The organism is Marinospirillum alkalitolerans, assembly GCF_045055655.1.
Lineage (GTDB): Bacteria > Pseudomonadota > Gammaproteobacteria > Pseudomonadales > Halomonadaceae > Marinospirillum > Marinospirillum alkalitolerans.
Genome location: NZ_JBANFI010000001.1, coordinates 19,203 through 46,169, shown reverse-complemented (window position 1 = coordinate 46,169; position 26,967 = coordinate 19,203). Strand labels below are relative to the sequence as shown.

Here is a 26,967-nt window from a genome sequence, read left to right as displayed (position 1 = left end):
AAGCTGGGGTTGTCCACTGAACTGCAGAATCAGCTCGGCTTATTTGAGGCTGTCCAAAATACTATTCAAGGTCACGCTTGGACGCATCACCTGATTCGCCTTGGCTTGATCCAGATGGTAGTAGCCACCCAAATCAGCTGGCTGGCCTTGAACCTGGCTCAGTTCTTCAAGGATTTTGGCCTCATTCTCTTGCAGTGCTTGCGCCACTGGCTTCAGCTTGCTGGCCAAGGCAGCATCTTCTGTTTGGGCGGCGAGAGCTTCTGCCCAGTAGAGCGCCAAGTAGAAATGGCTGCCACGGTTATCCAGCTCACCCACCTTACGTGATGGCGACTTGTTGTTCTCCAGCAGCTTGCCTGTTGCCTGATCCAGCGCCTGACCCAGAATCCGCGCACGCGCATTGTTATTCTTCTGACCCAGCTCATCCAGAGAAACAGCAATCGCCAAGAACTCACCCAAAGAATCCCAACGCAGGTGGTTTTCTTGCAGCACCTGCTGAACATGCTTGGGTGCAGAGCCGCCAGCGCCTGTTTCATACATACCGCCGCCTGCCAGCATCGGCACAATCGACAACATCTTGGCCGAGGTCCCCAGCTCCATGATGGGGAAGAGATCCGTCAGATAATCGCGCAGCACGTTACCGGTGACAGAAATCGTATCTTTACCACGGATCATACGCTCCATAGAAGTGCGAATCGCGCGGTTATAGCCCATCACACGAATATCCAAGCCGTTGGTATCGTGCTCTTGCAGATAGACTTCTACTTTTTTACGCAGCTCACGGTCGTGGGCGCGCTCAGCATCCAGCCAGAAGATGGCCGTAGTGTTGGATTGACGGGCACGATTAACAGCCAGCTTAACCCAGTCTTTGATGGCCGCATCTTTGGTTTGGCACGCGCGCCAGATGTCGCCTTTTTCCACGTTGTGCTGCATCAACACCGTACCATCGGCCTTGACCACACGCATGATGCCGTCTTCTTTCATTTCGAAGGTCTTGTCATGCGAGCCATATTCTTCGGCCTTCATCGCCATCAGGCCTACGTTGGGCACCGAACCACAAGTCGTCGGATCGAAAGCACCATTGGTTTTGCAGAAGTTGATCATTTCCTGATAGATGCGTGCATAGGTCGATTCAGGCATGACTGCCTTCACATCCTTCTGCTTGCCATCACGACCCCACATCTGACCAGAGGTACGGATCATCGCTGGCATCGAAGCATCCACGATGACATCGCTGGGGATGTGCAGATTGGTGATGCCTTTGACGGAATCCACCATCGCCATTTCAGGGCGGTGCTCGTAACAGGCGTGAATGGCTTCTTCGATTTCATCCTGCTTGGATTGTGGCAGGGTTTTGATCTTGTCATAAACGCTGGCCATCCCATTATTGGGGTTGACGCCCAGCTCGTTGAACAGATCGCCATACTGATCAAACACTTCTTTAAAGAAGGTGCGTACAGCGTGGCCAAAAACGATGGGGTGAGACACCTTCATCATGGTGGCTTTAACGTGCAGCGACCACATCACACCATCTTCTTTACATTCTTGCAGCGTGCGCTCAAAGAAGGCATCCAGCGCCTTGGCGCTCATAAACATCGAGTCGAAAACCTCGCCTTCTTGCAGGGCCAGCGTTTTCTTCACTTCAACCGCACCAGCCTGATTAACGAACTCGATACGCACGTCACCGGCTGCATCCATCGTGATCGACTGCTCACTAGAGAAGAAATCTCCTTCACGCATATAGTCAGCATGCGAGCGCGATGCCTTGCTCCATTTGCCCATAGAGTGAGGGAATTTGCGCGCATAGGCTTTGACAGCAGGGGGCGCACGACGATCTGAGTTACCCTGACGCAAGACGGGGTTCACGGCACTGCCCAATACCTTGGCATAGCGCGCTTGAATGTCTTTTTCTTCGTCTGTTTTGGGCTCATCAACATAGTTGGGGATAGCATAACCCTGACTTTGCAGCTCTTGGATACAGGCTTTGAGCTGAGGAATTGAGGCACTGATGTTGGGCAGCTTGATGATGTTGGCTTCTGGACGCTTCGTCAGCTCGCCCAGTTCAGCCAGAGTATCGGCAACACGCTGTTCTTCGCTGAGATGCTCAGGAAAGGAAGCTAAAACACGCGCGGCAAGTGAGATATCACTGGTGACCACCTCGACTTCGGCTGCCTTGGTGAAGGAGCTGACCACTGGGAGCAGAGAGTAGGTCGCTAGGGCAGGCGCTTCGTCAGTGAGGGTATAAACAATTTTAGGTGTTGTCATTTTTTTCCCCAATTCCTTAGTTGTATGATCGACAACTCTGGCAATGCCTACGGCTTGTGGTCGTAGACTGAGCTGAGTTATTTTCGTGCTAGTAAATTTACAACAACCGATTTTACAGTAAAGCTGTGTTTTTTTATATGCTCTGGCTTTAAGACCAAGGCATTAGATGCAGTGCATCAAACCTTAGCCAAGGCTTGGTGTAACCAGATTTGCGCCTCATCAGTCGTAGACCAGCCGCTGGCCCCAAGAGGTGCTGCGCTCTGTTGAGCCGGGGCTTGCGAGAGCAGCAGGGTCGGGCGCGCCAAGGATTGCGCCAGTAATGCCAGAGGACCATCATCCGCCAGCACCGCCTGAGAGAGGGTCATCAGATCCAAAACCTCTAGCCAGCTCAACTCACCAGCCAGATTCAAACAGCGGCCATCCAGTGCTGCCTGCCAGCTCTCAGCAGCCAAGCGATGATGCCGTGATGCGATACACACCAGCTGGGCGTCTTTTTCTTGCACTGTTTGTAACAAGGCCAGGTGTTCTGGCTGAGGTGTGGCGGCTGTCCAGCCTGCCTGCTGAGGCGCTAAGAGCACCAACGGGCGCTGAGGGTCCAGCCCCCACTTGTTGATCAGCGTCTGCTGGGCCGATGAATCCTGCATCCAGTTGGGCCAACGTGGTGTGGGTAGCGGCTCACCAATATCCCAGGCCAGCGCACGATAACGATCACTGAAATGCGGGTGAAGATCCGCCCGCGCCAAGCGAATATCAATCAGCAAGGCATAACGAAAAGCAGCTCGATAGCCTGTGCGCTCAGGAATATTGGCCAAGGCAGGAATCAAGGCCGGTTTAAATTGATTGGGCAGCACCCAAGCCTGCTGATAGCCCTGCCCCTGCAGATCGATCCCCGCCCGCCAAAAGGTCTTCCAGCTCATCTGCACGCTGGGGAGCTGCCAGACACGCTCAATACCCTCAAGACGCTCGATCAATCCCATCATCGCAGCTGGCGCCATCACATCCAGTGGACGAGCCGGATAGCGTGCCTTTAAATCCCCCAAAATAGGTAAGGCCAGCAGGAGTTGATCTACGTTTTCGGGCAACAGCACAAGATGGCGGCCCAGCGTATCAACAGAAAGACGGTGTGAAGAAGACATAAAGCTCCTTTGGTTGTAGTCGTAGCGCTTGAATTTAAGCATCCTTCACTCCGTTGGCAAACAGTCCCTCCAAGCAAAATTCAGCAGGTTTTTTACAGCCTGAATGAAAAAGGCGTCGCTGTGCTTGGCATGGTTAGGACAAGCCTGCTAAAGTTGTACGGTAATACCGTACATAAAGGTGCAAAGCAGTGGATACCATCAGCGTCAACAAGTTCAGAGACAACCTGAAATGCCTTGTCGAACAGGTCATTAACCAGCACGAACCACTTAAAGTAACACGCCGTGCAGGTGAAGCCTTTGTTGTCATTAGTGCAGATGACTGGGAAAGAGAGCAAGAAACGCTTTATGTTCTCCAAAACACAAGTCTCATGCAGCAAATTTCAGCATCGCTCAAGACACACTCCCAAGGCCAAGGCTACACACCAACACAAGAAGAGCTGAATGAGATCACTGGTATTTGAAGGCTCTACATGGGAAGCCTATGAAACGATGCGCGAGAAAGATAAAAAACTCCACAAGGCTCTGTGCAAGCTTTTGAAAGAGATGCTCCGCTCCGGCGACCCTGCCTCGGGCCTTGGTAAGCCTGAACCCCTTAAGCACAACTTGGCTGGCTTATGGTCAAAGCGTATATCTCAGAAAGATCGCTTAATCTATCGCTTTGATGAAAAATCAATTTACATCTTTGCCATCGGTGGTCACTACGACCAGCAGTGACGAGGCTGTAGAAAAACCTCAGCCTCAACAATCGATCCATTTTTTGCGCTCAACCACCCAATAACTGATGCCACACTTGAATGACCAGCTCGCGCTGGGCTTGCCAAGGTGCGGCCTCAACAAGGCTGCTGGTTTTGCGTAGCGCGGCCTGATGCGTGGCCTGACGGTAAGCCAGATAAGCCTGCTGCAAGGCCTGTACTGTGTCTATTGGCAGCAAGCCTGTTGCGGCCAGCTCATCCAAAATGCGCATATTGTCGGTATAGGTCAGCAGGCGCGGATGATCGCAGCTATAGGCCAGCACGGCATACTGGACAATAAATTCAATATCGACTATCCCACCGGCATCCTGCTTAAGATGAAACTCAGTGTCTGTTTTGCCACCTAAATGACGGCGCATTTTATCGCGCATCTCCAAAACCTGCTGTTTGAGCTGCTCAAGATCGCGTCGTTGACTCAAAATGGCGGCGCGTTCAGCTTCAAAGCGGGCGGCCAAAGCTGGATCACCTGCAACTACGCGGGCGCGCACCAGCGCCTGATGCTCCCAGGTCCAGGCCTGCTGACGCTGGTATTCGCCAAAGGCTTTGAGGCTGGAAACCAGCAAACCTGCATTGCCGGAAGGCCGCAGGCGCATATCCACCTCATAGAGTTGGCCTGAGGGTGTCAAAGCGGTCAGCCAATGAATCATCTTCTGCCCCAGACGGCTATAAAACGTACTGGAGTCCAAGGATTTCTTGCCTGTTGTGCCTTGCACTGGGTGGCCCTGATGCAAAAAGACCAGATCCAAATCCGAGCCATAGCCCAGCTCGATACCGCCCAACTTGCCATAGCCGAGCACAATAAAGCCGGTCTGGGCGACCTCGCCTGTATCCAGCAGTGGATGACCATAACGCTGGGTTAGATCACGCCAGACAAAGTGCAGCACCTGCTCAAGCAGCACTTCAGCAATAAAGGTGAGGTAATCACTGACCTTCATCAGTGGACGCTGGGCCACCAGATCAGAGGCCGCAACCCTTAACACATTGGCATGGCGAAAGTAGCGTACCGCTTCCATCAGGCTTTCGGTGTCTTCTTCTGGAATCCGGCATAGGTGCTGACGCAGTTCATCACGCAGGCGGGCTTTATCTGCTGGGCTATACAGAGTGGCGGGTGTGAGCAGCTCATCGAGTAGAATCGGCATCTTCGCTAGCTGTTCTGCCATCCATGCGCTGGTGGCGCACAAGCCGACCAGCTGTTTGAGCGCTTGCGGATTTTCAGTTAACAAGAGCAGATAAGCCGTGCGGCGCAATACGGCCTCAATCAGCCACAGGCTACGTTCAAGCGCGAGATCCGGCGCATCCGTCTCACTGACAGCCAGTAACCATTGGGGCATCAAGGCATCCAGTCGCTGGCGACCGATCGCCTGCATGTTCGCCACTGCTCGACTGAAGTAAAAGCCTTGTATCCGCTGCCAACTGGCGGCAGGATCAGCAAAGCCTTGCTCAGCCAGAATCGCTTCGGCAGCGGCGGTCTCGCACTCTGCTGGCCACAAGCTGGCTAACCCCTCTTCCTCTTCTTCTGGCGCTTCATCCGGATCAGCAATCACGGCATCAAAATGCTGACGCACCCGCTCACGCAAGGCATCTAGACGCTGGATCAATGCCTCCCAATCAGCATCGCCACAACGCAGCGCAATGCGGGCTTGGGTGAGTGGGTCCTGGGGTAAATCCTGCGTCTGGCGATCAGCCAGCCCTTGCAGTGCATGCTCAAGATCACGCAGCTGGGCATAGTCCATTAACAGCTCTTGGGTGACAGGCTGGGGCAGCAGGCCCAAATCGGCCAGTAAGGGCACCACGCGCCGAATCGAGGTTTCTTGCAGCTCTCGATCACGCCCGCCCCGAATCAGCTGGAAGACTTGAGTAATAAATTCGATTTCGCGGATACCACCACGCCCAAGTTTGATGTTTTGCTCCAACCCCTTGCGTTTGACTTCACGATTGATCATCGCTTTCATCGCACGCAGTGATTCAATCGCGCTGAAATCAACATAGCGCCGATAAACAAAAGGATTGAGCCGCGCCAGCAGTTCAGCGCCAGCCTGCTGATCTCCGGCCAGTACCGCCGCTTTGATCATCGCATAGCGTTCCCAGTCTCGCCCTTGATCCTGGTAGTATTCCAACAAGGCATTAAAACTCAGCGCCAGAGCACCGGCATCACCATAAGGGCGCAGGCGCATATCAACACGAAACACCTGTCCGTCTGCCGTGGTCTGATCCAGTGCGGCGATCAACTTCTGCCCCAAGCGGGTAAAGTATTCTTGATGATCAAAAGAACGCCGCCCGCCAAGGGTTTCGCCTCCCTCAGCAAAGGCAAAAATCAAATCAATATCAGAAGAGAGATTCAGCTCGCCCGCCCCCAGCTTGCCCATCCCCAGCACCACTAAACGCAGCGGCGCCACGGCACCTGATTGCACCTGCTCAAGCTGAGTTGCACGCGGATAAGGACGGCCCCAGGCTGGGGCATAGTGGTCTTCCAACCAGCTCAGCGCGGCTTCCACACAGACGCTGGCCAGATGGCTCATTTCGGCCGCTGTTTGCCATACCGCATGGCGAGCCGCTGCATCAGGTGGACTGATCAGATTGGCATCGCGCCACAGTAGGCGCAGCAGTGCCACAGCACGAAAACGCCGCAGCAGACGGTGCAGACTCGGCTCGTCCTGGATCTCACCTGTCGCTTCTTGCTCGATCAACTCAGCCAGCCAGCGCTGATAATCCTGCCGTTGATAGGGGCGTTTCAGCTCGGCTTCTGAGAGTTGCAGCACATGGTGAACATCTCGCTCCACAAGGGTTAAAGCCGCATCACTGGTGATCAGGCAACGCCACCACGCCTGCTGCTGAGTGGCACTGAGCTTCTGGTAGGCTGTAGAAGGTAAAGGCCGCTGCTGCATCTGCGCCAGATGATCAGCACGCTCAAGTGCATCCGTCAGACGCATTCGCTGCTCTTGCGCCAGCGGCTGTAACTCACGAGGAAAAGCGTGCAGATCTGCTTGCTGAAATACCATCGAAGCCTCCATATTCTTGATGTCGCCTGCTGGTGCAGCAAACGACTTTATGCTCTACTTCGCCACTCTGGCGCCTGTATTCCACGGGCTCCATCGCATGTGCTGAAAGGAATAAAAGTGAACCGCCATCTGCTTTCAACAGCCCAACATCTGGCGCAGCTGAATCCGCCTCGTCCTGATCTTCTCGCACCGGCTGCGCAAGAGAATAGCATCTGTTTTGATCAGCTTATAGATGGGCTGGTGGCACAGCAGTGGTTTGTGGCTCCCAACTATCTGCCAGCAGCCTTGTGTGCTGATTTGTATGCTGATTTACAGCAGCTGCGACAACAGCAGGCGCTGGCACCGGCGGGCATAGGTCGAGGCCAGCAGCATCTGCATGCAGAAACAGTGCGCGGCGATCTGACCCATTGGCTGGATGGGGCCACCCCAGCACAACGCACTTATCTAGCCTTGATGCGTGAACTCAAAGACACGCTCAATCGTGAGCTTTTTTTAGGGCTCTTTGAATACGAGTGCCACTATGCACTCTACCCACCGGGCAGCTTTTATAAAAAGCATGTGGATAGTTTTCGTGGGCGCTCTAACCGCGTAGTCACCACGGTGCTCTATTTGAACGCCAACTGGCAGGAAAAAGATGCTGGAGAGATGCGCCTGTACGATCCTGAAACTCAGCAGCCCTTGCTCGATGTGCCACCACAAGCGGGCACGCTGGTCTGCTTTTTATCTGAGCACCTGCCGCATGAGGTACTGCCCACACAAGCAGAGCGTGCCAGCATTGCGGGCTGGTTTCGGATCAACAATTCCTTGCAAGGGGTGATCGATCCGCCGAGTTAAAGTGCGTTGCGGGTGAGTGAGACGGGCAACTCGGATGCAGGGGAGCCAAGGTCTGGACTATCCAACCGCGAGCCGCAGCAGCTTGACTCAGTCGTGGGTTCGCATTGACTGGACGAGGCTCGTCCACCCACTCTAACAAGGGCAAGTCATTGTGCGAATCACTGTAAAACCAGCTGCGCTGGACTGTCAGTTTTTGCTCTGCTAGCCAGCTTTGCAGGCGCTCAATCTTGCCTTGTTGATAGCTTAAAGGCAGCGCCACCTGACCGGTATAGCGCTGATGCTCACTCAACAGTTGAATCGCCAGTACCGCATCAAAGCCCAGATGATCAGCCAAAGGCTGTACCAAAAAATCTTCACTGGCTGAAATCAACAGCAAAATATGGCCTTGTTGGCGGTGCCAGTCCAAGAGTGCATAGGCTGCTGGATAAATCTGTTGAATCAGCTGCTGGTGCACCAAGTGATTGGCCGCATGTTGCACTTCATCTATCGATCGCCCCTTGAGCGGGGAAAGATTCAGGCGCAGATAAGCGAGCATATCCAAATCACCCTGTTCATATTCGCGCATCATGGCCTGATGCTGAGGCCAGAACTGCTGATCGTCAATCCAGCCAAGACGCTGCATTTCTTCAGCCCAACTTTGTGAGCTATCCGCAGCCAGAAGAGTGTGATCCAGATCAAAAATCGCGAGAGATACAGCGGGTGTAGCAGCAGGAACAACGGGCATTTTTAGAGACATAGCCTCTCCAATTAAAAGGTCATCACAATCAAGCCTGAGGTCATCAACACCAAAGCCGCTAGCTTTAAAGGGCTCAGTGATTCTTTAAACAGCATCATTCCACCTAGCGCACCTAAGGGAATCGAAGCCTGACGTAGTGCCACGATCATGCTGACTTGATCGGTCATCGTCATCGCCAACAACACGAAACCATAGGTGCCTAAAACCAACACGCCTGCGGTGATAAAGCCTCTTTTCTGGCCTCCCCAGAGCTGACTGAGTGCGCGCTTTTCACTGGGCATCCACCAGACAACAGGCAGCATCCACAGCAGAGAGAACCAGGCCTGCAACACCATATAATGCACAGAAGAAACCACTGGCTGGCCTAGCTGCTGGTTCATCAGCTGCATCGCTCGCTGGTCCACGAGGGTATAGCCTGTTGTCCCCAGTGCAGCCAAGAGCGCAAAACCCAGAGCGGGAGTCCAATAGTGGCGTAAGCGAATATCCTTAAGGCGCACAAAAGGCAGCAGCAAACTGGCCAGCACGATCATCACGAGCGCCACCCACTGGCGTGCAACTAAAAACACGGCCTCCAGCAATAGCCAGCCAACGAGAGGAACCAGCAGCACTGGCAAAGCCCGGGCTAAGGGATAGAGCACACTGACCGCACCACGCGCATAAGCCCAGGCCAGTCCGGCCAGATAGATAGCCTGAAAAAAACCAGAAAGCAGCAGCCACCACCAGAAAAGAGCAGGCAAGGCAACATAATCAGGCTGCCAAAACAGTGAAGGCGCAAAGATCAACCCACCGCTGAATAGGGCAAGGGTGAAAAAAGCCAGCGATGGAGCCTGCCCCTTACCGAGCAGGTTCCAACCTGCATGCATCGCCGCTGAGCAGAGCACCAGCGCCACAGCAAGACTGGTCATACTGGAAGCTCCAGCCTAACGCCACCCACCATCATGCTTGACGCCATGCCTGACCTCGACTGAGCAGAAGATGACTGCCTAACGCATGCAGCAGCTTCACCACCAAGGAAGTCAGCAGAATCAACACCGCCATCGCGGCGGCCTGCGCAAAATAACCGGCTTCATCGAGATGCAAAACAGCCACCGACGCCATACGTGTTTCTGGGCCATAGAGAAAGATGACGGCTGAAACCGTGGTCATCGCATTCACAAATAAGTAAACCGAAATATCCAACACAGCGGGTAAGGAAACTGGCAAGGTGACACGCCGATAAGTTTTCCAAAAGGGCACCTTCAGTGACGCCCCTACAGATTCAAACTCACGATCCAGTTGCTTTAACGCCGTGATGGAAGTGATGTGGCAGACGGTATAAAAATGCACCAGGGTATTCAGCACCAGTAGCGCCAGCGTGCCATACAGGATATTCAGCGGGTTCAGCGGATGATTAAAAAAGAAGATATAGGCCAAACCGAGCACCATACCCGGCACCGCCATCGGCAACATGGCCATCAAATGCAAAGACTGGCGCAAGGGCGCAAAGTCGCGGGTTTTCTCGATCATCCAAGCCGTTGTAAAGATAAACAAGGTACCGATCAGCGCCACACTGAAAGCCATTTTGAGTGAGTTACTCCAAGCCTCCCAGCCCCCTCCGGCCAAACCACTGAATTGATAATGCTGCAAGGTCCAGCTCAGATTGTAGGGCCAGAACTGAATCAGCGAGGCGTAGATCGCCGTCCCTATAACCAGCAGAATAATGCCAACCATCGCAAAACAAAAAACAGTGAAAAAACCGTCTATCCACGGCCGTGATTCAGGCTGGTAAGGCACAGCACGAGATGTCAGGCTGGCCTGCTGTTTTTTCTGTACCCAGCGATCGGCGATAAAAGCCAGCACCGCGGGGATCAGCAACACCACACTCACGACAGCCCCCATCTGGAAATTCTGCTGACCCACCACCTGACGATAAATATCCGTAGCCAGTACATTGTAATGACCGCCAATCACGGCCGGCACACCAAAATCCGTGATGGCCAACGTAAAGACCACAAAGGCGCAGGAAATCAGGCCGTAACGGACACCAGGCAGAGTCAGCGTCAGAAAAGTGCGCCAGCTGGGGGTTTTCAACGCTCGCGCTGCCTCATAAAGGCGTGCATCACTATTGGCCATGGCCGTGGTCAGAATCATCAGCGCATGAGGAAAAATCCAAAAGCACATCCCCATAATAATGCCGATCGGACCATAGATGCTCTGATCACCCAGTAATCCCTTCATATAGCCCTGATTGCCGAAGAGATACACAAGACTAATGGCAGGCAACAACGAGGGAGCAAGAATGGGCAGCAGCGCCAGCACACGAAAAAGCTTTTTACCCAGCATGCGCGTGCGCGTGATGCCGTAAGCACAGAGAAAAGCGCAGCTGACCACGATCAGGGTTGTCGTCATCGCAACAAAAAATGACTGGAAAATCGAGCGAGATAAGGCAGGTGTGGTGAAGTAATCAATGAAGTTCGCCAAACCTATCCATTGCCCACTGGCATCCTGCACACTCTTGCTCAGCATGGTCATCAGGGGTAAGGCCAGACCGACAAGCAACAAGAGCAGCGCCAGCAGAAGCAGCATCAGGCTCAGACTTTTTTCACTGAACCAAGTCAGCCGCATCGTGCCCAGCATGGCAGAAGGAGAAGACAGCGACTGACGACTCATCTGGCTTCTCCAGCAAAGACTTGCAGCTGATCTTGCGGCCAATAAAGGTCGAGCCGTGTCTGCGGCTGAAAGGTGCAACCGACCCCCAGTGGCAGGTCGAACTGCAATTCCGCCTGATGCTGAGTTAAAACCAGATGCAGACGGACAAAAGCACCGAGAAATTCCACTTCATTGACTCTAGCCTGCAGCCTATAGGCGACCTGATCGGTTGGAGGTTGCAACTGGATGGCTTCTGGGCGAATCGCTAAACAAGCCTGCTCCCCCACGGGAACACCATGCGCTCGATTCAGGTCCATCTGCTGCTCACCCAGCCTGATCGCCCGATCACTGATGGCTTCCACTGTGAGCAGATTCATGCGCCCAACAAAGCTGGCCACAAAAGCATTGGCTGGACGCTGATAGATCTCTTGTGGCGTCCCGATCTGCTCAATGCAGCCCTGATTCATCACCACAATACGATCGGCCAGTGTCAGTGCTTCTTCTTGATCATGGGTCACCATAATCGTGGTGACACCTAGATCACGCTGCAGCTTCTTGAGCTGCTGACGCAGGTGTACGCGCACACAGGCATCCAGTGCAGAAAGAGGCTCATCAAGCAAGAGCAGGCTCGGCTCGGTCGCCAAAGCACGCGCCAGCGCCACACGCTGCTGCTGACCGCCAGATAACTGCGCTGGAAACTGATGCACTGCGGCTTCCAGGCCAATCAACTCCAGCAGCTCTTGCACTCGCTGTTGAATCCGAGCTTTAGGCTGGCGCTGATTACGCAATCCATAGGCAATATTGTCAAACACGCTGAGATTGGGAAAGAGCGCATAGGACTGAAAGACGATGCCAAAGTCGCGCTGCTCAGGCGGTAGATGGGTAATATCCCGCCCTTGTTGCAACATACGACCTGCACTTTGTGGTTCTAATCCAGCAATCGCACGCAAAAGCGTGGTCTTTCCGCAGCCTGAAGGGCCAAGAAAGCAGATAAATTCACCTTCTTCTACCTGAAGGTCGATCTGGTGCAGGGCGGTAAAATCACCAAAGTGCTTGGCAATCTGTTCCAGCTGCAAGCAGCTGGAGACAGGTTGAAGGAGCGAAGCAAAAGAAGGGTTGAGCGCATTCATCAGTCTCTCCTTAACGACGTTCCGTTTTACCATCGTAACGGCGCTGCCACTCGCGCAGAATACGATCTCGGTTCAATGCGGCCCAGCTAAAGTCGTTATCAATCATGCGATCAATGATATCGGTAGGATAGTTAGGCAAGGGCTGCGCCACTCCCGGCATGGCCACCACCGCATAGCCCTCGTTATAGAGCTCATTCGCTTCACGCGTTACCGCCCAATCCATCAGTCTTTGTGCTGCCTCAAGCCGTGGTGTGCCACGCACTATCGCTGCGGCTTCCATATCCCAGCCTAGGCCTTCAGAAGGAAAGACCACTTCAACAGGTGCGCCCTGCGTTTTCAGACGTGCAGCACGGAAGGCAAAGGACACACCGACGACCGCCTCACCTGATGCAGCCAAATTACAAGGGGCTGAACCTGAGTGGGTATAGCGGCTGATATTCTGATGCAGGCGATCCATATAATCCCAGCCTTGTTCTTCACCCCAAAGCTGCATCCAGCTCGCCACATCCAGGTAGCCAGTGCCGGAAGAACTCGGGTTAGGCATAATCACCTGACCACGGTATTCAGGACGCGTGAGATCTTCCCAGCTGGTCGGACGCGGGATACCACGACGCGCACCTTCGATGGTGTTGTAGCAAATCGCAGCAACCCAGGCATCCATCCCCACCCAAGTCGGCGGTGTCTGCTGGCTCACAAAACGCGGCTCTAGCAGTTCGACACCTTGAGGCGCATAGGGGTGGAGCAGATTTTCGTCGTCCAGAATCAGCAAACTGGTTGCCGCTAAGCCCCAGATCACATCAGCGCGTGGATTGTCTCTTTCTGCAAGTAGGCGAGCGGTCATTACGCCGGTGGAATCGCGCACCCAACGTATACGTATATCTGGGTTGGCCTGCTGAAAGCGCTGGGCATATTTTTGCAGATCATCAGATTCGAGAGCGGTATAGACAGTCAGTTCAGTGACAGCTGCAGCGGCACTGGCGCCCAATAACAGTGTGGCGCCCAGCAGGGCTTGTCGGCATTTTTTCAATAAAGGTAAAGTTTTCATCCTGGCCTCCCATGTTGGTCTAGACCAACAATCTAGCCCGCCCCCATGACAGCGCCGTGACACTTTATTGAAGCTTCCATGCCGCCGCGCTTACAGCCATCCTTCCGCTTCAGCGCAGGTGGTCTCAGGCATGCTGAGTGGTAATCCGAACCGTCATCACATCCTGCAGCCAGTATTCTTCATCATATTCAATCACCTCGCCCTGAGCCGTTGCACTGCGACGTGTGATGTACAAGCCTGGGCTACCAGGCGTCACACACAAGGCGGCGGCCTCCTCATGCTGCAAGGCCGTTGGCGTGAGCGTAATTTGTTTATCGATCAACTGGATGCCATACACCTCTTCAAAAACCCGCCACAGGGATTGATCAAAACGCTGTTGCTCAAGTTGGGGCAAATAACGCGCATTCATCCACACCCGCTCAACCAGAACAAGACGCTGATCGATAAAGCGACGACGTATCAGGCGATACACTGGATCACCTGGCTGGAGTTCTAGCTGATGTGCGATTCTTTCTTCAGCGGCAAGCTGCACAAAGCCCAAGACCTCGGTTTGCGGCACCCGCCCTTGCGCCGTGACATAGCGCGTAAAGCTGACATCCTGCACAGGTTCATAGACCAGTTTTTTTGGGGCAACAAACCAGCCTTTGCGATGCTGACGATAGATCACCCCTTCGCTTTCCAGCTGGGTCAACGCCTGACGGAGTGTCACCCGTGTCGTCTGAAAGTGCTCAGCCAGCCAGCGCTCGGCAGGCAAGCAGCCAGGGCGGGGAAGTTGATCTCGCTGAATCAAATCCAGCAAGGCATCCCGAAGAGTGAGATAAAAAGCAGGTGCAGCCACAAGAGCATCCTCTCGCTCAGAAATAAGGCTGACTATTCTACGCCTTTTCCTGCTCAAGCTGACTTTTTGATGCCAGACAAGCACGCACCAAGACCGCGTCCAGTGCTTAAGTCGGAATGACAAGCTCTGCCGGCTTGGCTTAGGATGATGGAGATGACGGCTCTGCACCTCAAAGTGCAGCCATTGCCTTTGACCCACCTCCCTGCCTCTGGAGTCGTGATGTCCCTTCCTTTTGCCACGGCCTTGCGCGAGACCTTTCGTCAGGGCTACACCTTGCAACATTTACGCGCGGATCTGCTCGCAGGCATCACCCTGGGCATTATTGCCATTCCGCTGGCCATGGCGCTGGCGATTGCCAGTGGCGTGCCGCCCCAGCATGGTCTTTATACCGCCATGATCGCCGGCGCGGTGATTGCTCTTTCTGGTGGCTCGCGCTATTCCATCAGCGGCCCGACGGCGGCTTTTATCGTACTCCTGTTGCCAGTCACCCAGCAATTTGGCTTAGGCGGGCTGTTGATGGCCACCTTGATGGCCGGTGTGATTCTACTGGTGATGGGCTTGCTGAAGATGGGGCGGCTGATCCAGTTTATTCCCGCTCCGGTGATTCTGGGCTTTACCAGCGGTATTGCCATTGTCATTGCCAGCTTACAGCTCAAGGATTTTTTTGGCTTGGCCGCAATGGAAAACAGCGACCACTTTTTCATCAAGCTGCTGACCTTTGTGCAACAGCTGCCTCACATTCATTGGGCCGATGCCAGTATCGGACTCGTCACCCTGGGCTGCTTAATCCTCTGGCCAAGATTGAAAACCCCCTTGCCTGGACATCTGCCTGCGCTGGCACTCGGCACGGGCTTAGCGCTGCTTGGCCCACAGCTCTTTGCAGATTTTGCACCACAACTGCTGGGCGATCAGTTTAGCTGGCAGCAGGGCGAACTCTCAGGGCAAGGCATTCCACCCTTTGCGCCACAATTGAGCTGGCCTTGGGATTACCCGAATGCACAAGGTGAGCCCATCGGCTTCTCTTGGGACTTAATCCAAGCCCTGCTACCCGCTGCCTTGACGATTGCGCTGCTCGGCGCGATTGAATCCCTGCTATGTGTCTTGGTCGCTGACTCGCTGACAGGCAGCCGCCATAACCCGAATGCGGAACTGGTTGGTCAGGGACTGGGGAATCTGGTCGCCCCGTTTTTTGGCGGCATCACGGCCACGGCGGCCTTGGCACGGACTGCGGCCAATGTCCGCGCCGGTGGGCACTCTCCACTGGCAGCCGTTATCCATGCGCTGGTGATTTTGGGCTGTATTCTGCTGATGGCAGATTGGCTCGCACAACTGCCTATGGCAGCGCTGGCCGGTTTACTGCTGATGGTGGCGTGGAATATGAGCGAGGCGCATCATGTCAAGCGCATGCTGCGCACCGCCCCCCGTCCAGATCTGCTGGTGTTATTCACCAGCCTCAGCCTCACTGTTGTGTTTGATATGGTCATTGCGGTCAGCGTGGGGTTGATTCTGGCCTCCTTGCTGTTTATTGCACGCATGGCACAGCTGACCTCCTGCCAACCACTCAGTGCGGCCGAGCGCGATCAGCTTCAGCTGCCGGCACATATCGCCTACTTTCGCCTGCAAGGCCCGCTCTTTTTTGGCAGTGCAGAAAAAGCACTCGGGCGGCTCAGGCAGGTCGATCCAGAGATCCGCCATGTGGTCATGGAGATGCAGGGCGTCATGGCTCTGGATATCACCGCAATACATGCCTTGAAAGCAAATCTGCAATCCTTGCAGGATCAGCAGCTTGATGTCACGCTGGTGGGGCTATCCGATGCGTTGATTGCCAAGCTCCACAAAGCGGGCATTGATGCACAACAAGGGGTGAGTTTTGCTCGCTCCCTTGCCGAAGCTCGCCTAGAATAGGCCAGCCCCGCCACGCGCGGGGACTCAAGAAGGCATCCACCCAAGGGATGGGAAATTTCCGATCACGGCGATCAGGAAAAGGCAGGGTGTTGGATGCTCAATCAAACCTGCAACAAAAGGCTTTGTGTATGAGTGCTTCTGAGGAAGAAAAAAATCGATCTATGGCTCTGGTGGCCTCAGTGCTGTTCATTATCGCGTTTGTGGTAGTGGCCTTTATGTTTTTCCAGAAATTTATGATTAACCCTCAGCTGATTCAACTACGCGAGGGGCATCGCGACGAACTCTATTGCCAGATGGTATTACGCTACATGGAAACCGATGGACGTGAAGGCTGGCGCGATTATCGCGGCATCTTTTACAAAGACTGCATTCGCCAGTAAGCCTAAGCTTTCACGATGCGACCACCTGGACATCAACCAGCTGTAACTGCAGCTCCGTCTGACCACGATAGTGATTAGGCTGGAGCTGAAAAGCACAGCGTAGTGTCCCGCCAAGAGGCAAATCTGGGCTTGCTCCCGCCTGAACAGCATGAAACCAGATCGCTGGTACCACCTGCTCACCCACGCTTAAACGCAGCTGCACCGTGCGCTGATCGGCACCGACACAGCGCCAGGATTCCACCCGAAACGTCCCTTCAAAAACAGGCGCTTCAAATTCACGGCCATAGGGTTCCAAGCGTGCCAACAAGTCATAAGTGGCCAGATTCAATAAACCTGGCTCTAGCGGCCCATCGGTCCATAAAACAGGGCCAAGGGCTTGCTCACCTAAATGCTGCCGTAAAGCTTGATGCCAAGCCTGTTGAAAATCCTGCAGACGCTCTTGGCGCAGCGTGAGCCCTGCGGCTCCCTTGTGGCCACCAAAGCGCACAAAAATCCCCGGATAATCATCATCCACCTGCTGTAGGCTATCGCGTAAATGGACCCCCGGCACACCCCGCGCCGAACCACTGAGCTGCCCCTCTTGATTCGATGGCGTCAGAATCACACAAGGCGCACCAAAGCGCTCCACCAGACGCGAGGCCACGATGCCCTGCACGCCCGAATGCCCTTCTGCCAGATAGACCACCAGCCCAGCGCAGCCAGCTTCATATTGCTCTTGCGCCATCAAAAGCGCCTGCTCAACCATCTGGCGCTCCACCTCGCGCCGCTGTTGATTATCTTCATCGAGCAACACCAGCTGTTGCATTGCACTGGCAGCATCCTTCGCCAATAAAAAATGGAGTGCGGCGTAAGGGTCCGCCATGCGTGAGCGTGCATTAATGCGTGGCCCAAGCTGAAAGCCCAGCGTGGCGGGAGTAAAGTCAGTAAAGCGTGGCCCCATCAATTGGCGAAAAGCCTGCCAGCAGGGTTGATCAGAGCGATTCATCAGCGCCACACCTGTTTTCACCAAGGCGCGATTCATTGCACTGCCACCAAGCGAGACACAATCCGCCACAGTGCCCAAGGCAACCAGATCGAGAAAGCAAGCCAGCTTGGGTGTCGTCGGTGCCAAGCGACCTTGATCGATCAAGGCTTGGCGCAAGGCTGACATCAATAGCCACGCCACCGCACAACCGGCGAGGGTTTTATCTGGATAAGGACAGTCGGCTCGCGTGGGGTTAATCACGGCATGGGCTGAACTGGGTGGGCCTTCGATCGGCAGTGCATGATGATCCGTGACCAGTACATCGATACCGGCTGCTTTCAAACGCGCAATCGTTGGCTCATCAGAAGAGCCGCAATCGGCACTGATGATCACTGAGGGACGCACAGGCGCATTCAGAATCCGATCGGTTAGCCGCGCACTGATGCCATAACCATCCTCGATACGATGCCCAATCAAACTCAGCAATCGAGTCGCGGGGACACCAAAAAACGCATTCAGGCTACGATAGATCAAGGCATGAGAGGTGATGCCATCAACATCATAATCAGTCAGGATACCGATCACTTCTTGCTGCTCTATGGCCTGCACCAAGCGCGCCACAGCCAGATCCATATCCTTGAGCACTTGTGGAGGCGCAAGGGTTTTCAAGCTCGGTTGCACCAAATCCATTAAACGCTGCGCCTGCCAGGTTTCTAAGCGACCCGCCAGAATACGCACCTCAAGCGGATGCAATCCCTCAAGACGGGCCTGCTCTTGTAAGCGCGCATTTAAAGGGCGCTGCTGCCATTTTTTCTTTACTTTCACCTAGCTTCACTCTTTACCTGTACATTCATCATCACGACCGACAGATCATCACGACCGACAGATCATCACAACCAAGTGTATCCATCAAGCAGCCACAGCTGAGATCAGCGATCCAAGCGCGCAATCAGCTGATTAATCAGCGTGACAATCTGCTCTGAGTAGTGCTCGACCTCTTCATAGAGGGCTTCGGCTTGATCCAGCTGCCCCGCGTTTTTCGCCTGAATGATTTCTTTAATCAGCTGGTGCATGCGTTGATGTGGTGCTTTGAGATCGCGCATTTCCTGATAATCACCATAGTGCTGCAGGCCATCGCTATCATACCACTTGCCCAGATCACACTGATGGTGATCGACAGCCTGACTGAGCGCCAGCGCAGCGCGGCCATCGAGGAAGCTTCTTAAGCGCACCTTCCAGGCACGATGCGCACTCTTGGCCATCGCCAGCTCGATTTTGGGATCAATATTCACTTTAAAGGTGCGCATTTCGCCCATCAGCGCTGAGATTTCAGCTCCCATATCACTGGTGGCGGCCACAATCTGCGCGGTGTGTTCCACTGTTTCTACTGCGCCATCGCTGATCGCAACCACATGACGGTTGATCTCCTCAGACACGGCCGTTTGCTCTTCTGCTGCTGAGGCAATCTGCGCACTCATCTGGCTGATACGATCCATCGCTTGGGTAATTTCTTCTAGCGCTCGGCTGGCCTGCTCGGTCAGCTCCACGGTTTCCTCGGCCTGCTGGTGGCTTTGCTGAATCACACGCACCGCTTGCTCGACGCCCTGCTGGAGCTGCTCGATCATCCGCTGAATTTCCGTGGTTGACGCTTGAGAACGCTGCGCCAGCTGGCGAACCTCATCCGCCACCACCGCAAAACCTCGTCCATGCTCACCAGCACGCGCAGCCTCTATTGCGGCATTCAGTGCCAGCAGGTTGGTTTGTTCAGAAATTCCGCTGATCACATCCAAAATACCGCCAATCGTCTCGCTGTATTCACTGAGCTGGCGAATGGTCTGGGCTGCTTGATCCACCTCTTCGGCAAGGCGGGTGATCCCAGCGCTGCTGGTATGCACTATCTCACTGCCCTGCTCTGAGCTGTGATCCGCTTGCTCGGTGGCTGTTGCCGTTTCAGCCGCATGGCTAGCAATTTCAGCGGCCGTGGCTGACATTTCATTCATCGCGGTGGAGACTTCCTCGGTACTTTGCTGCTGACGGCGAATGATACTGGCCGCCTCGCCCGTGACACGAAAGGTATATTCAGCCTTTGAGCCAAGTTGACCAATCAATTGCAGCACGTTGAGCACTGTCTGCTCGACCTTCTCCACAAAAAGGTTAAAGGACTGGGCAACATCAGCCAGCTCATTCTGGCCCTCGACAGGCAAGCGGCGACGCAGATCCTGATCTCCTGCGGCAATATTATACAGCGCCTGATTCAGACGCTTGATCGGTGCGGCAATACTCTGCGCCAGCAGCCAAGATACACCTAGGCCTACCAGCAGAATCACCAGACCCAGCACTAAGCTATTGCGCATGGCTTGCTGATAGGCGGCAACACTCTCGGCACGATCCACGGCAACCAACAACACGCCAATAGTGCGGCCACTAAAATCAGTCAGCGGTGCCGCTAAAAGTGCCCAGTGCTCACCTTGTTGGCTGACACGTTCAATCCAGACCTCGCCCTGCATCACCTGCTGCAGGTGCGCTGGCGTCAAAAAATCCTGGCCTGCCCGTGTGGTGACCAGCGTCTGAAAACCCTGCCCTTCCGGCAGATAGATCGCCAGATCAGCATCATGATTGGCTTTGAAAAGATCCGCAAAACTTTGGCGTAGCGAAAGACCAAATTCAAAACTGCCCTGATGCTGGCCTTGATCAACCACAGGCACAACACCACGAATGCCAATCCCAGCACGACCCACCTCGATACCGGCAATCGCGCGTTGCTGGCGATTGGCTTCAACAACGGTATGGCGAAACGAGGACAGATCATCATCATAACGGTCAAGCATGTGCAGACGCAGGAAGGAGGTCGCTGGAGGAAGATGAAACTGCATCTGCTCGATCCCTGTTGTCTCGCGCAGCTGCTCAAAAACAGGATGCAGCTCCTGACGCAACTGCTGGCGATCACGCGCCGCAAAAGCCCGCTGAACACTCGGCTGGGTAGCAATGGCCTGCGCCAGATGGACGGCTTGATTTTGCTGAGTTTGGATTTCGTTCAATGCCGCGCGCTGCACACTGAGCAGCTGCTCCTGCTCGGTTTGACGCAGCAAGCCATCCAATTGATATAAAAATAAGGGTAATAACAGCCCGACGCCCAGCAGTAATACCAGTGCAAACCCCAGTTGGATTCTTAAGCGGATCGTGAGACGGCTCAGCATTCATCCTCTCCCTGTCAGTAAAGGTTGCGCCCACCTAATATGAGCAAGCCATGATTGAGATCAACATCATGTAGGCAGATCCTGAGCTTGGCAAGGCTTTCACCCTGCAACCTTGGTCTGGCGTTAGAGATTCTCTGCCTGATTTGACATCCGATTGTTGAGCCGCAAAGGCAGATCAACGCCAATAAAAAATGCAGAGGCTTTCACCTCTGCATCTTCGGTTCCATCCAGCGATCTTTAAGCGGTTTTTTGCGCTTGCTTATCCGCAATATAGGCTTGAATCTCGGCCAAATCAGCAGGGAGAACAGCGTAGCGTTCTTCACGCTCCAGCAGATCCTGCATATGCAGCGGCAAGGGTGCCCCTTCGGCAAAACCTGCCTTCACGATGGCTTCGGCAAACTTGGCTGGATGGGCTGTCGCGAGGGTGATCACTGGCGTGGCAGGATCTTGCGCACAAGTCTGGGTGGCCAGATAACCCGTCGCCGTATGAGGATCTAAAAGCTCACCTGTTTTTTGATAGGCCTCAGCAATCACCTTCAGGATGGTGGCATCATCCACCGCGAGGCTGGAAAACAGCGCCTTCGCCTTGGCATAGGCGTTTGCATCCAGCGTGGTGGCCTGCTGCTGGAAGCGCTCCAACAGTGCCGCAACCTGCTCGCCCTGCTGATCATAAAGATCAAAAATTAGGCGCTCAAAGTTAGAGGACACCACGATATCCATCGAGGGAGCCAGAGTGGGCAACAGCTGCTTTTTACTAAAATCATTCTGCGCCAGGGTACGATGCAGGATGTCATTGGCGTTGGTCGCGACGATCAACTGTTTGATCGGCAGGCCCATTTTGTGCGCCACATAGCCAGCAAAGACATCGCCAAAATTAGCAGAAGGCACGCTGAACGCCACTTCACGATGCGGTGCGCCCACAGCCACCGCACTGGTGAAATAGTAGACGATCTGCGCCATGATTCGCGCCCAGTTGATCGAGTTCACTGCGATCAAACGCTGCCCCTTCAAGAAGGATTGGTCGGCAAAGCTGGCTTTGACCATCGCCTGACAGGCATCAAAATCGCCTTCGACGGCAATATTGTGCACATTTGGTGCCAGCACACTGGTCATCTGGCGGCGCTGGACTTCGGACACCCGTTGGTGCGGATGCAGAATATAAATATCCACCTGTTCACAAGGCTTGCAGCCTTCGATGGCGGCAGAGCCAGTATCGCCTGAGGTGGCGCCCATAATCACGCCACGCTCACCGCGCTTGGCCAGAAAATGATCCAGCAGACGACCCAGCAGCTGTAAGGCCACATCTTTAAAAGCCAGCGTTGGGCCGTGGAACAGCTCCAGCAGGAAATGATTGCTATCGAGCTGTTTGATGGGTGCCACCGCAGCGTGCGAGAAGCTGCTATATGCGCCCTCAATCATGCCGCGAAATTCGTCATCGGTTAAAGAATCTCCAACAAAAGGACGCATCACCCGATAAGCAACTTCGGTATAGGGCAGGCCAGCCATCGCAGCGATTTCTGCAGCTGAAAACTGCGGATAGGTTTCAGGCACATAGAGGCCGCCATCGGTCGCAAGGCCGGTTAAAACAACTTCTTCAAAATTCAAAGCGGGCGCTTGCCCGCGAGTGCTGATGTAGCGCACAGTCTGATCTCACTCTGAATAGTTAGGTTTTATTGATCGTCAAGACTTTCAACACGAATGCGCATCACACCGCCAGCAATATCGGAGAGGGACTCCAGCTGACGAATGACTTCATTCATGGCGGCTTCCGTGGTGCGATGCGTCATCAAAATAATCGGGACCAGCTCACCTTCACTGGTGTCCTTCTGAATGATGGCCTCAATGCTAATACCATGATCGCTCAGAACCGTCGCTACCTTCGCCAACACACCGGGACGATCGACAGCCAGCAGACGCAGATAGTAGGCCGTCTCGATTTCTTCCATCGGCAAGACAGGCAGATCATCCGCTTGATGAGCAAAGGCAAGGTAGGGCACACGAGATTCAGGCGTGGTTTCCATTGCACGCGCCACATCAACCAGATCAGCAATCACCGCCGAAGCCGTCGGCTCCGCACCGGCACCTGAGCCATAAAAGAGAGTCGAGCCCACGGCATCACCATAGACCATCACTGCATTCTTAACGCCGTTCACATTCGCCAGCAAGCGCTCTTTAGGGATCAACGTTGGGTGGACACGCAGCTCCAGACCTTGCTCAGTACGGCGGGTAATACCGAGATGTTTAATCGCAAAACCCAGTGCATCGGCCTGACGTATATCTTCTATCTCTATCCGCGAGATGCCTTCGGTATAGACCTTGTCAAAACTCAGCGGCACACCAAAGGCGATAGCAGAGAGGATGGCCAGTTTATGAGCCGCATCGATACCTTCGACATCAAAGGTGGGATCAGCCTCGGCATAGCCCAGCGCCTGCGCTTCTGCCAGCACTTCGTTAAAATCACTGCCCTTTTCAGACATGGAGCTGAGAATAAAGTTACCCGTACCATTGATAATACCGGCCACCCAGTGGATACGGTTCGCAGTGAGACCTTCACGGATGGATTTAATGATCGGAATACCGCCCGCGACACCCGCCTCAAAAGCCACCACGACACCGGCTTCACGCGCTGCCTGAAAAATCTCATTACCATGTACAGCAATCAGGGCTTTATTGGCAGTGACAACATGCTTACCTGCGGCGATCGCCTGCATCACCAGATCATAGGCCGCCTCATAACCGCCGATCAGCTCCACAATGACATCAATTTCAGGATTGGCCACTGCGGCAAAAATATCGTCAGACACATAGACGCTGGATGTATCACAGTCTGGGTTCACATGGCGCGTCGCGACCTGTTCAACCACCAGCGGCCGACCGGCACGTCGGGCAATTTCACTCGCATTACGCTGTAATACATTAAATACGCCTCCACCGACGGTACCTAGCCCACAGATGGCTATCTTGACAGGTTTCAAAAGAGTCTCCTTTTTGATCAATGAGAAAAAAATCAGGATTAAAGGGTGCGTCCACCCAGTTCTTGAATCAAACGCGCGGCGGGCACAAAGCCGGGGATCAGCTGACCATCCGGCAGAATAATCGCCGGTGTTCCTTGTACACCCTGCGCCCGACCCAGTTCAAACTGGGATGCAATCGGGTTCGCACACTGCTGATCAGCCAGACGCTCGCCGGCTTTGGCACGGTTCATGGCATCAACTGGATCAGCTGCACACCAGACATTCGTGAGGAGCTGCTCACCGGGTGTATTCAAACCCTGGCGCGGAAAAGCAAGGTAGCGCACTTCGATACCGGCCGCATTCAGCTCTGGCACCTGCTCATGCAAACGCACACAATAAGGGCAGGTGATATCAGTAAAAATGGCGATGCTGGCCAGTGTCTCACCTTCAGCGGGGAAGATCACCTGCTCGTCACGCGGTAAGGCAGCAAAGACCTGCTGACGCTGCGTCGATTGTGCACGCTCGGTGAGATCAACCAGTCCCCGCTCAGTGACCTGTAATAAACTACCGGCAAAAATATACTCGCCTTCTTGATGCATATACAGCAGATCGCCTGTATTAATCTGCACGCGGTAAATACCTTCAACTGGTGTCGGTTCAGCCGAAATCACATTCAAACGGGGATCAATACTTTGTAGACGCTGCGCTAAACGGGCTTCTATCCCTTCATCAGCAACCAGGGGTTGGGCTAGGTAAGCCAAGCACACCAGCAAGATCAGCAACAAGGACTTCTGACGGTTTATCAACATAATCAACTCTTATTTATTGGATGGCTCAATGCAAAGCCTTCAGTATGCCTGAGGCCTGATGAGCGCACCAGTCTCCCATAAAAAACGGGCACCCTAGGGTGCCCGTTTTCAGATGTGATATGAATGATCTTTTAGTACAACAGCGCTGCAGATTGCGGCCAGACCCAAAGACATCCTTCACCTCGCATAAAAAAGAATCGCTTAAGCCAGCTTTTCCTTGATACGCGCAGACTTGCCTGAACGCTCGCGGAGGTAGTAGATCTTCGCTTGGCGTACAGCACCACGACGCTTGACAGCGATCGAGTCAACCAGTGGGCTGTAAACTTGGAAGGTACGCTCAACGCCAACGCCGTTAGAGATTTTACGTACAGTAAAGGCTGAGTTCAGGCCACGGTTACGCTTGCCGATCACAACGCCTTCGTAAGCCTGCAGACGCTCACGAGTACCTTCTTTAACCTTAACCTGCACAACGACCGTGTCGCCGGGTGCAAAGCTAGGGACTTCTTTGTTCATCTGTTCGGCTTCTAAAGCCTGAATAATAGGTTTTTTGTTGCTCATAGCTGCTCGCTCCTAGACTAAGGCCGCTCGACTTGCGCCCTGGTAAGCGGGGCATCGTATTCGCGGATAAATTCTGCCAGTAATTGCTGCTGTTCCCGATTAAGTGGCTGTTGCTCTAATAAATCAGGTCTGCGCAACCAAGTACGCCCTAAAGACTGCTTGAGGCGCCAACGACGTATCGCTTCATGATGACCACTGAGCAATACATCTGGGACCTGCAAGCCATTAATGACTTCAGGTCGCGTATAATGTGGACAGTCCAGTAAACCCGCAGCGAAGGAATCTTCCTCTGCTGAAGCTTCATGCCCCAGAACACCTGGAACAAGGCGAGATACTGAATCAATCAATATCATCGCAGCCAGCTCTCCACCACTAAGGACATAGTCTCCTACAGACCATTCCTCATCGATCTCTGAGGCCACAAGGCGCTCATCAATACCTTCATAGCGGCCAGCAACAAGAATATGTCGTGTGCGGCCAGCTAGCTCGACAACCCCTTGCTGGTCCAGCTTGCGTCCCTGTGGCGAAAGGTAGATAACCTTTGCCTCGGGGCCGCCTGCTGCGCGAGCTGCACGGATGGCAGCTTGCAGAGGTTCGACCTTCATCAGCATGCCAGGACCACCGCCGTAAGGCCGATCGTCCACGGTACGATGCCGATCTGTCGCAAAGTCACGCGGGTTCCAGTATTCAAACTCCAGAAGACCGTTTTTAACCGCGCGGGCACTCACACCTTGTTCGGTGATCGCACTGAACATCTGTGGAAACAGCGAAACGACACCAAACCACACTTTGCGTCTCTCTTGTTCTAAGCAGGCCAATTAGAAATCAGCATCCCAATCTACCTGCATGATTCCAGCTTCAAGATCAATATCAAGCACGACACTCGGAACCAGATAGGGCACAAGGCGCTCCTGCTGATCAATACTGCCTTCACAAGGTTTAACGACTAACACATCGTTGGCCCCTGTTTCCATCAGATGATCAATTTTCCCAAGCTTTTTCTGCTCTTGATTAAAGACCTCTAAACCCTGCAGCTGGAACCAGTAATACTCACCTTCTGGCAGCGCCGGTAGGCTTTCACTGGAGATGCGGATTTCCGCGCCAGCCAGGAGTTGGGCTGCTTCTGGTGTATCAATACCCTGAAGCTTGGCGACTAGGCCTTTGCCTTGTCGACGCCCATCTAGCTTTTTATAGGTTTGCTGCTGCCCCTGCTGCGTGAGCACCCAATGGCTATACTGAAGCAGATTATCCATAGGTTCGGTATAGGAAAAAACCTTCACCCAACCTTTGATACCAAAGACGCTGGTAATCTTACCCAAAAGCAAGTCATGCTTTTCACTCATGCTTCTTGCCTCTGCTGCGTAGCTTTGCTGTTTAATCTGATTCTATCCAACGGGAGACGACGCGGATGCATGCACCAAGCAATCCAAGCTATTACTGCTGCTTAGCAGCTTCTTTAACCAGCTTTGCAACGCGATCAGACAGCTGTGCGCCTTGAGCAACCCAGTGCTGCAGACGATCAGCATCGATACGCAGACGCTCAGCTTGACCTTGAGCAATCGGGTTAAAGAAACCCAGGCGTTCGATGTAACGGCCATCACGCGCGTTACGCGAGTCAGTCACGTTGACATGATAAAAAGGGCGTTTTTTAGCGCCGCCACGAGCCAAACGAATGGTAACCATTGACTATCTTTCCTTTAAAGTAACCGGAAAATTCAGACCCACTGCGGAAAGCGGTAGACCTGCCTCATAATTGCGATCAGGAGTTTGCGGTTTTGCCCCGCCACCTGCGCACTTTCAAACTGTATTAAGTTCAAACAGCGATTGAAGGCAGGACACC

Annotated in this window: 23 protein-coding genes; 5 read left to right on the top strand and 18 right to left on the bottom strand. The window is 53.9% G+C overall.

What is annotated here, in order from left to right; translation table 11 throughout:
- Positions 1 to 39: 39 nt before the first annotated feature.
- Positions 40 to 2,262, bottom strand: coding sequence for an NADP-dependent isocitrate dehydrogenase (locus tag V6U78_RS00210; protein WP_405335803.1), 2,223 nt, complete (start codon positions 2,260 to 2,262; stop codon positions 40 to 42).
- Positions 2,263 to 2,438: 176 nt separating this feature from the next.
- On the bottom strand, positions 2,439 to 3,398 hold the full coding sequence (gene waaF / locus V6U78_RS00205; RefSeq protein WP_405335800.1) for a lipopolysaccharide heptosyltransferase II: 960 nt from the start codon (positions 3,396 to 3,398) through the stop codon (positions 2,439 to 2,441).
- A gap of 188 nt (positions 3,399 to 3,586) precedes the next feature.
- Between waaF and V6U78_RS00200 the strand changes: the two genes are divergently transcribed.
- Positions 3,587 to 3,859 carry a type II toxin-antitoxin system Phd/YefM family antitoxin gene (locus V6U78_RS00200; RefSeq protein ID WP_405335797.1) on the top strand — a complete coding sequence of 91 codons (273 nt, stop codon included), beginning with the start codon at positions 3,587 to 3,589 and terminating at the stop codon, positions 3,857 to 3,859.
- Positions 3,840 to 4,112, top strand: a complete 273-nt coding sequence (locus V6U78_RS00195) for a Txe/YoeB family addiction module toxin (protein ID WP_405335794.1) — start codon at positions 3,840 to 3,842, stop codon at positions 4,110 to 4,112. The genes V6U78_RS00200 and V6U78_RS00195 overlap by 20 nt, the downstream gene beginning before the upstream one ends.
- A 49-nt stretch (positions 4,113 to 4,161) precedes the next feature.
- Here the strand turns inward: V6U78_RS00195 and glnE are convergent, their stop codons facing one another.
- A complete protein-coding gene (gene glnE, locus V6U78_RS00190; RefSeq protein WP_405335791.1) occupies positions 4,162 to 7,149 on the bottom strand; it encodes a bifunctional [glutamate--ammonia ligase]-adenylyl-L-tyrosine phosphorylase/[glutamate--ammonia-ligase] adenylyltransferase in 2,988 nt (995 codons plus the stop codon).
- A 117-nt stretch (positions 7,150 to 7,266) separates the two neighbouring features.
- Between glnE and V6U78_RS00185 the strand changes: the two genes are divergently transcribed.
- Positions 7,267 to 7,983 (top strand): 2OG-Fe(II) oxygenase, encoded by a 717-nt coding sequence (locus tag V6U78_RS00185; RefSeq protein ID WP_405335788.1) that lies wholly within the window; start codon positions 7,267 to 7,269, stop codon positions 7,981 to 7,983.
- Here the strand turns inward: V6U78_RS00185 and V6U78_RS00180 are convergent.
- The 6 genes from V6U78_RS00180 to V6U78_RS00155 all read right to left on the bottom strand — a co-directional run bounded on the left by V6U78_RS00180 (position 7,943) and on the right by V6U78_RS00155 (position 14,360).
- Positions 7,943 to 8,719 (bottom strand): HAD family hydrolase, encoded by a 777-nt coding sequence (locus V6U78_RS00180; protein WP_405335786.1) that lies wholly within the window; start codon positions 8,717 to 8,719, stop codon positions 7,943 to 7,945. The genes V6U78_RS00185 and V6U78_RS00180 overlap by 41 nt on opposite strands.
- Positions 8,720 to 8,730: 11 nt before the next feature.
- The gene (locus V6U78_RS00175) at positions 8,731 to 9,624 is read right to left on the bottom strand and encodes an EamA family transporter (protein WP_405335783.1); all 894 of its coding nucleotides are present in this window, start codon (positions 9,622 to 9,624) and stop codon (positions 8,731 to 8,733) included.
- 31 nt (positions 9,625 to 9,655) lie between these two features.
- On the bottom strand, positions 9,656 to 11,368 hold the full coding sequence (locus V6U78_RS00170) for a putative 2-aminoethylphosphonate ABC transporter permease subunit (protein WP_405335780.1): 1,713 nt from the start codon (positions 11,366 to 11,368) through the stop codon (positions 9,656 to 9,658).
- Positions 11,365 to 12,477 (bottom strand): putative 2-aminoethylphosphonate ABC transporter ATP-binding protein, encoded by a 1,113-nt coding sequence (locus V6U78_RS00165; RefSeq protein ID WP_405335777.1) that lies wholly within the window; start codon positions 12,475 to 12,477, stop codon positions 11,365 to 11,367. The genes V6U78_RS00170 and V6U78_RS00165 overlap by 4 nt, the downstream gene beginning before the upstream one ends.
- Before the next feature lie 10 nt (positions 12,478 to 12,487).
- Positions 12,488 to 13,522, bottom strand: coding sequence for a putative 2-aminoethylphosphonate ABC transporter substrate-binding protein (locus tag V6U78_RS00160; RefSeq protein WP_405335774.1), 1,035 nt, complete (start codon positions 13,520 to 13,522; stop codon positions 12,488 to 12,490).
- 124 nt (positions 13,523 to 13,646) lie between these two features.
- Complete coding sequence (locus V6U78_RS00155) at positions 13,647 to 14,360, bottom strand: UTRA domain-containing protein (RefSeq protein WP_405335771.1); 714 nt, start codon at positions 14,358 to 14,360, stop codon at positions 13,647 to 13,649.
- A gap of 219 nt (positions 14,361 to 14,579) precedes the next feature.
- On the opposite strand from V6U78_RS00155, the gene dauA reads away from it, so the two are divergent.
- Together dauA and V6U78_RS00145 are read left to right on the top strand one after the other, a co-directional pair.
- On the top strand, positions 14,580 to 16,265 hold the full coding sequence (gene dauA / locus V6U78_RS00150) for a C4-dicarboxylic acid transporter DauA (protein WP_405335768.1): 1,686 nt from the start codon (positions 14,580 to 14,582) through the stop codon (positions 16,263 to 16,265).
- A gap of 128 nt (positions 16,266 to 16,393) precedes the next feature.
- On the top strand, positions 16,394 to 16,645 hold the full coding sequence (locus tag V6U78_RS00145; RefSeq protein ID WP_405335765.1) for a hypothetical protein: 252 nt from the start codon (positions 16,394 to 16,396) through the stop codon (positions 16,643 to 16,645).
- Between the two features lie 10 nt (positions 16,646 to 16,655).
- Here the strand turns inward: V6U78_RS00145 and recJ are convergent, their stop codons facing one another.
- The 9 genes from recJ to rpsP all read right to left on the bottom strand — a co-directional run bounded on the left by recJ (position 16,656) and on the right by rpsP (position 26,810).
- The gene (recJ, locus tag V6U78_RS00140; RefSeq protein ID WP_405335762.1) at positions 16,656 to 18,434 is read right to left on the bottom strand and encodes a single-stranded-DNA-specific exonuclease RecJ; all 1,779 of its coding nucleotides are present in this window, start codon (positions 18,432 to 18,434) and stop codon (positions 16,656 to 16,658) included.
- Between the two features lie 104 nt (positions 18,435 to 18,538).
- Positions 18,539 to 20,806 (bottom strand): methyl-accepting chemotaxis protein, encoded by a 2,268-nt coding sequence (locus tag V6U78_RS00135; protein ID WP_405335759.1) that lies wholly within the window; start codon positions 20,804 to 20,806, stop codon positions 18,539 to 18,541.
- 237 nt (positions 20,807 to 21,043) lie between these two features.
- Complete coding sequence (thrC, locus tag V6U78_RS00130; RefSeq protein ID WP_405335756.1) at positions 21,044 to 22,447, bottom strand: threonine synthase; 1,404 nt, start codon at positions 22,445 to 22,447, stop codon at positions 21,044 to 21,046.
- Positions 22,448 to 22,476: 29 nt separating this feature from the next.
- Positions 22,477 to 23,781 carry a homoserine dehydrogenase gene (locus V6U78_RS00125; RefSeq protein WP_405335753.1) on the bottom strand — a complete coding sequence of 435 codons (1,305 nt, stop codon included), beginning with the start codon at positions 23,779 to 23,781 and terminating at the stop codon, positions 22,477 to 22,479.
- Positions 23,782 to 23,819: 38 nt separating this feature from the next.
- The gene (locus tag V6U78_RS00120) at positions 23,820 to 24,569 is read right to left on the bottom strand and encodes a DsbC family protein (protein ID WP_405335750.1); all 750 of its coding nucleotides are present in this window, start codon (positions 24,567 to 24,569) and stop codon (positions 23,820 to 23,822) included.
- 201 nt (positions 24,570 to 24,770) lie between these two features.
- Positions 24,771 to 25,127, bottom strand: a complete 357-nt coding sequence (gene rplS / locus V6U78_RS00115) for a 50S ribosomal protein L19 (protein WP_405335747.1) — start codon at positions 25,125 to 25,127, stop codon at positions 24,771 to 24,773.
- A 17-nt stretch (positions 25,128 to 25,144) separates the two neighbouring features.
- Positions 25,145 to 25,915 (bottom strand): tRNA (guanosine(37)-N1)-methyltransferase TrmD, encoded by a 771-nt coding sequence (trmD, locus tag V6U78_RS00110; protein ID WP_405335745.1) that lies wholly within the window; start codon positions 25,913 to 25,915, stop codon positions 25,145 to 25,147.
- A 30-nt stretch (positions 25,916 to 25,945) separates the two neighbouring features.
- Positions 25,946 to 26,470, bottom strand: coding sequence for a ribosome maturation factor RimM (gene rimM / locus V6U78_RS00105; protein WP_405335742.1), 525 nt, complete (start codon positions 26,468 to 26,470; stop codon positions 25,946 to 25,948).
- A gap of 91 nt (positions 26,471 to 26,561) precedes the next feature.
- Positions 26,562 to 26,810: a 30S ribosomal protein S16 gene (gene rpsP, locus V6U78_RS00100; protein WP_405335739.1), complete on the bottom strand. Its 249-nt coding sequence runs from the start codon at positions 26,808 to 26,810 to the stop codon at positions 26,562 to 26,564.
- Positions 26,811 to 26,967 lie beyond the last annotated feature (157 nt).

Excerpts from the sequence above, each read along its gene's own strand:
- V6U78_RS00210 (WP_405335803.1), bottom strand. The coding sequence starts at position 2,262 with ATGACAACACCTAAAATTGTTTATACCCTCACTGACGAAGCGCCTGCC.
- waaF (WP_405335800.1), bottom strand. The coding sequence starts at position 3,398 with ATGTCTTCTTCACACCGTCTTTCTGTTGATACGCTGGGCCGCCATCTT.
- V6U78_RS00195 (WP_405335794.1), top strand. The coding sequence starts at position 3,840 with ATGAGATCACTGGTATTTGAAGGCTCTACATGGGAAGCCTATGAAACG.
- glnE (WP_405335791.1), bottom strand. The coding sequence starts at position 7,149 with ATGGTATTTCAGCAAGCAGATCTGCACGCTTTTCCTCGTGAGTTACAG.
- V6U78_RS00180 (WP_405335786.1), bottom strand. The coding sequence starts at position 8,719 with ATGTCTCTAAAAATGCCCGTTGTTCCTGCTGCTACACCCGCTGTATCT.
- V6U78_RS00175 (WP_405335783.1), bottom strand. The coding sequence starts at position 9,624 with ATGACCAGTCTTGCTGTGGCGCTGGTGCTCTGCTCAGCGGCGATGCAT.
- V6U78_RS00170 (WP_405335780.1), bottom strand. The coding sequence starts at position 11,368 with ATGAGTCGTCAGTCGCTGTCTTCTCCTTCTGCCATGCTGGGCACGATG.
- V6U78_RS00165 (WP_405335777.1), bottom strand. The coding sequence starts at position 12,477 with ATGAATGCGCTCAACCCTTCTTTTGCTTCGCTCCTTCAACCTGTCTCC.
- V6U78_RS00160 (WP_405335774.1), bottom strand. The coding sequence starts at position 13,522 with ATGAAAACTTTACCTTTATTGAAAAAATGCCGACAAGCCCTGCTGGGC.
- dauA (WP_405335768.1), top strand. The coding sequence starts at position 14,580 with ATGTCCCTTCCTTTTGCCACGGCCTTGCGCGAGACCTTTCGTCAGGGC.
- V6U78_RS00145 (WP_405335765.1), top strand. The coding sequence starts at position 16,394 with ATGAGTGCTTCTGAGGAAGAAAAAAATCGATCTATGGCTCTGGTGGCC.
- V6U78_RS00135 (WP_405335759.1), bottom strand. The coding sequence starts at position 20,806 with ATGCTGAGCCGTCTCACGATCCGCTTAAGAATCCAACTGGGGTTTGCA.
- V6U78_RS00120 (WP_405335750.1), bottom strand. The coding sequence starts at position 24,569 with ATGTTGATAAACCGTCAGAAGTCCTTGTTGCTGATCTTGCTGGTGTGC.
- rplS (WP_405335747.1), bottom strand. The coding sequence starts at position 25,127 with ATGAGCAACAAAAAACCTATTATTCAGGCTTTAGAAGCCGAACAGATG.
- rimM (WP_405335742.1), bottom strand. The coding sequence starts at position 26,470 with ATGAGTGAAAAGCATGACTTGCTTTTGGGTAAGATTACCAGCGTCTTT.
- rpsP (WP_405335739.1), bottom strand. The coding sequence starts at position 26,810 with ATGGTTACCATTCGTTTGGCTCGTGGCGGCGCTAAAAAACGCCCTTTT.